The organism is Trichococcus sp., assembly GCF_049589555.1.
Lineage (GTDB): Bacteria > Bacillota > Bacilli > Lactobacillales > Aerococcaceae > Trichococcus.
Genome location: NZ_JBAWAZ010000201.1, coordinates 1 through 5,113, shown reverse-complemented (window position 1 = coordinate 5,113; position 5,113 = coordinate 1). Strand labels below are relative to the sequence as shown.

General features: G+C 44.3%; 5 protein-coding genes. All 5 read right to left on the bottom strand.

Annotation, left to right across the window (positions count from 1 at the left end; translation table 11 throughout):
- Window positions 1–526 (bottom strand): ribosome recycling factor (gene frr, locus WBV27_RS07690; protein ID WP_424200882.1); only part of this gene is annotated, 526 nt, incomplete at its 3' end.
- A 2-nt stretch (window positions 527–528) separates the two neighbouring features.
- Entirely contained in the window at window positions 529–1,251 is a 723-nt protein-coding gene (gene pyrH, locus WBV27_RS07685) for a UMP kinase (protein ID WP_424200880.1), read from the bottom strand.
- Between the two features lie 87 nt (window positions 1,252–1,338).
- The gene (tsf, locus tag WBV27_RS07680) at window positions 1,339–2,220 is read right to left on the bottom strand and encodes a translation elongation factor Ts (RefSeq protein WP_424200878.1); all 882 of its coding nucleotides are present in this window, start codon (window positions 2,218–2,220) and stop codon (window positions 1,339–1,341) included.
- Between the two features lie 136 nt (window positions 2,221–2,356).
- Window positions 2,357–3,142 carry a 30S ribosomal protein S2 gene (rpsB, locus tag WBV27_RS07675; RefSeq protein ID WP_086627867.1) on the bottom strand — a complete coding sequence of 262 codons (786 nt, stop codon included), beginning with the start codon at window positions 3,140–3,142 and terminating at the stop codon, window positions 2,357–2,359.
- Between the two features lie 202 nt (window positions 3,143–3,344).
- On the bottom strand, window positions 3,345–5,113 hold a 1,769-nt coding region (locus tag WBV27_RS07670), incomplete at its 5' end, for an SNF2-related protein (protein ID WP_424200876.1).

Below are 5,113 nucleotides of genomic sequence, written 5' to 3'. Positions count from 1 at the left end.
CTGTTATTTTGTCGATTTCTTTGGAAGATTTGTCGGTGAACTCTTGCACTTTCTTTTCATAAGTACGCAACTCATCTTCTGTGATTTCTTTGTTCTTTTCTGCTTTTTTCAACGCTTCGATGGCATCGCGGCGAATATTACGGATAGAGACCTTAGCCGCTTCGTTTTCTTTGCCGACGGTTTTTGCCAACTCTTTGCGTCGCTCTGAAGTCAGTGCCGGGATAACCAAACGGATGACACTCCCGTCATTGGCTGGGTTGATGCCCAGGTCGCTTTGGTAAATCGCACGTTCGATATCACCGATACTGGATTTATCGTAAGGTGTCACCAACAACATGCGTCCTTCAGGAATCGTGATGGAAGCCAATTGATTCACTGGCGTGTTCGTTCCGTAGTATTCCACTTCGATACGGTCCAATAAACTTGCATTCGCGCGGCCTGCCCGAATCGAGCCAAGTTCGCGGATCAATGCAGCTTCCGTTTTTTTCATTCTGTCGATCGCATTATCAAGGATTTCTTTAACCATGATTATTTCCCCCTAACAGTCGTTCCGATATCTTCTCCAAGTATAACACGGCGAATATTCCCTTGTCTGTTTAAGTTAAATACAACCAGCGGGATGTCGTTATCCATGCTTAATGAGCTTGCTGTAGTATCCATTACTTGCAGTCCTTTGGAAATAACATCCAAATGAGTCAATTCAGAGAATTTTGTTGCGCTCAAGTCCTTCATCGGATCGGATGAATAGACACCATCAACATTGTTCTTAGCCATCAAAATAACGTCAGCATTGATTTCAGCGGCACGAAGGGCTGCTGTCGTATCAGTAGAGAAGTAAGGATTGCCGGTACCGGCAGCAAAGATCACAACGCGTCCTTTTTCAAGATGACGGACAGCACGTCTGCGGATGTAAGGTTCGGCAATCTGTCTCATTTCGATGGAAGTCTGAACACGGGTCGGAACGCCAGCATTCTCCAGTGCATCCTGCAGAGCCAAAGAATTCATGACAGTCGCAAGCATACCCATATAGTCGGCTTGCGCTCTCTCCATGCCCATTTCAGCGCCAGTCGTGCCGCGCCAAATATTGCCGCCGCCCACAACGATAGCCATTTCTACGCCCAAGTCGTGTACTTCTTTGATTTCTTTTACGATTTCTTCGATCGTCGGCGGATTGATTCCGAAACCAGTGTTGCCCGCTAAAGCTTCACCGCTTAGTTTTAAAACAACGCGTTTGTATTTTGGTTCACTCATTCTATATTTCCCTCCGTAATTGGCTGACCCCTGATCAATCAGGCTTATGACTATGATAAAAAAGCCCCAATTAAGGGGCAATTTTCATTATTTTTTGACTTGGCTCATAACTTCTTCTGCAAAGTCTACAGAGCGTTTTTCGATACCTTCGCCTACAGCGTAGCGTACGAATGATTTAACAGCGCCGCCTTTAGAAGCAGCATATTGTGAAACTGTTTGATCTGGATCTTTAACAAAAGGTTGATCGTTCAATGAAATTTCGCTCAAGAATTTGTTCAAACGGCCTACGATCATTTTTTCAACGATGTTGGCTGGTTTGCCTTCGTTCAATGCTTGTTCAGTCAGAACTTTCTTTTCATGCTCAAGTTCTTCTGCGGAAACTTCGTCGCGTGAAACATATTTAGGATTGATGGCAGCGATGTGCATTGAGATGTCTTTAGCAGCATCAGCATCAGCCGATCCTTCCAATAATGTCAATACAGCAATACGTCCGCCTTGGTGTAAGTAAGCACCAAAAGCATCAGCATCCGTTTTTTCAACGATAGTAAAGCGACGCAAAGTAATTTTTTCGCCGATTATTGTAGTAGCGCTCAAGATAACATCGTTTAATGTACCTTCAGCAGTTTCGATCGCTAAAGCAGCTTCCACAGTTTCTGGTTTGTTTTTAGCGATGATTGCTGTGATATCAGCTACCAAGTTTTGGAATTTGTCGTTTTTCGCAACAAAGTCAGTTTCTGCATTGATTTCAGCGATTACGGCTGTATTTCCGTCAACATATACGTTTGCAAGTCCTTCAGCAGCGATACGGTCAGCTTTTTTAGCTGCTTTAGCCATACCATTTTCTCTAAGATAGTCAACCGCTTTGTCCATGTCGCCATCGACTTCTACTAGAGCTCTTTTAGCATCCATCATGCCTACGCCTGTCATGTCGCGTAATTCTTTAACCATTTTTGCTGTTACTTGTGCCATTCTATGATTCCTCCTGAATATTCTTTTTCATAAAAAAAGCTGTCCCAAAGAGAATAGAAAAGATGTCGGCTGCCAAATTGGCTATATCTTTCTTCTTTTCTGAGACAGCTCGTTGCTTCAAACTAAATAGGAAATATTATTCGTTGTTGCCTTCTACAACTTCAACGATTTCTTCTAATGAAGTTGCTTCGTCAGCTTCAGCTGCAAAAGTTTCTTCAACAGAAATTTCAACTTGATCTTTTCCTTGGTTGCCTTCGATGAAAGCATCAGCCATTTTAGCAGTGATCAATTTAACTGCGCGGATAGCATCATCATTTGAAGGGATTACTACGTCGATTTCATCTGGATCACAGTTTGTGTCAACCATAGCGACGATAGGAATGTTCAATTTGTGAGCTTCTTGAACAGCGATTCTTTCTTTTCTTGGGTCAACGATGAACATTACATCCGGAATTCTAGGCATATCTTTGATACCGCCCAAGAATTTTTCCAAACGTTCTTGTTCTTTTTTCAAGATAGAAACTTCTTTTTTAGGAAGTAGTTCGAAAGTGCCGTCTTCAGACATAGCTTCGATTGATTTCAAACGTTTGATACGTTTTTGGATAGTATCCCAGTTAGTCAAAGTACCACCTAACCAACGGTGATTTACGAAGAACTGACCTGAACGGATAGCTTCGTCTTTGATTGAATCTTGCGCTTGTTTTTTAGTCCCTACGAATAAAGCTACGCCGCCTTCTTCAGCAACGTTAAGCATATATTTGTATGCTTCGTCGACTAATTTTACAGTTTTTTGCAAGTCGATGATGTAGATACCGTTTCTTTCTGTAAAGATGTATCTCTTCATTTTTGGGTTCCAACGACGAGTCTGGTGACCGAAGTGTACGCCTGCTTCCAATAATTGTTTCATTGAAATTACTGCCATGTTTGTTTCCTCCAAGTTTGTTTTTATTTTCCTCCCCCGATTTCTTCTACAGCAGAAACTCATCTTACGATAAGCAACGTCCGCCGTATCGATCAAGGTGTGAAATGTGGTTTTGCACCGCTGATAATTATATCGAATTATGCTGAAAGAAGCAAGTGTTTTTTCTGAAAATGGATATCAGGCATCCTCATCACCCGTTATTTCAGGATTGGATCCCCAAAATCTGCTTGATGTCATCGTTCGTCAACCGTTGCCGGCTGAGCGCCTCTTCCCCTTCGGATACGATCAACTGATCAAAGAGCATCTTTTTGTCCTGCTGCAGCTGATTGATTTTCTCTTCGATGGTTCCCTCAGCGATGAACCGGTACACCTGCACGTTTTTCTTCTGGCCGATGCGGTGTGCTCGCCCTGCAGCTTGCTCTTCGACTGCCGGATTCCACCATAGATCGAATAGGATGACGGTGTCTGCTCCGGTCAGGTTCAACCCGGTGCCGCCCGCTTTCAATGAAATCAAAAAGACATCCGTGTGGCCTTCGTTGAACTGATTGACCAACGTAATCCTTTCGGCGGGAGGGGTTTTTCCGCTGAGATAGAGATGGCTTAAATTTTCCTTGGCCAACTCCACTTCGATCAATTTCAGCATGGATGTGAACTGTGAAAACACCAAAACATGCTGGTTGTTCTCTTGGGCATTTTTCAATATTTCGACCAGTTGCTCCAACTTCCCCGAACCGCCTTCGTAGGCCGCATCCACCAAACGGGGATCACAGCAAATTTGGCGCAGACGGGTCAGTCCGGCCAAGATTTCCATGCGGTTCCGTTGGAAATCTTCACTGTCATAATCAGATACCTTTTCCTGCAGTTGCTGCAGATAGGCCAAATACATGATTTTCTGATCGCGGTTGAGGCTGCTGTAGATATCGGCTTCGGATTTTTCCGGAAGATCGCCCAGAACATCCGCCTTCAGCCTGCGCAACATGAATGGTTTGGCTGTTTTCGAAATGTCCTCAAGTGACATTTTTTTGAATTCCTGCAGTTTCGGGAACAATCCCGGCAAAATCAATTGGAAGATTGCCCAGAATTCCGTTACGCTGTTCTCGATCGGGGTGCCGCTCAACGCGATATTGACCCGGGCATTCATCTTCGCGATGGCACGGAACGTCTTCGTATTGTAGTTGTTGACGTACTGGGATTCGTCCAGAATCATCGCGTAGAAATCACATTTTTGATAGGACTCGATATCCTGACGGAAACTTTGATAAGAGGTGATCGCAATGCCGTTCTCAGGCAGCTGGGACAACTGCTCTTCCCGTTCCTTTTTCACGCCGCTGATGACGCTTATCTGAAGCAAGGGTGCAAATTTTTGGAATTCGTACTTCCAGTTGTAGATCAGTGAAGCCGGTGCGATGACCAAAGCGGGTTTTGCATCATTTTTCCCTTCCTCTACTTCGCTTAGCAGAAAGGTGATTAGTTGCAACGTTTTGCCAAGTCCCATTTCATCAGCCAAAATGCCGCCTAAGCCGTAGTTGGAAAGGAATTTCAGCCATCTGAAGCCGGTCACTTGATACGGACGCAAATCCGCCTGCAATGTTTTCGGCAGTTCAGCAGGAAACTCGTTCGGGTGCTTGATGAAATGATACAGTTCGTTAAGGAAATCTTGGCTGCCGACCTCAGGGTTCAGATCATTGATTTCTTTTTCGAGCGTCATGCTCTTGATCATCGGCATGGAGAGTGTCCCGTCATGAAGCTGGGACTCATCTTTGATCAATGAAAGGAAACGATTCATCTCTTTCATTGTTTCCGTCTCCAAAGATAAGATGCGACCGTCTTCCGTCTTGTAGTAGGCGTCATTTTTTTTGAGGCTGTTCAACAATCTGTCTATTTCATTTTCCGAAATGCCGCCAACATCAAAACGGATATCCAAAAAGGAATCCCTTGTCCTGCGTTGGACCGATGTTGACACTTCCGTAT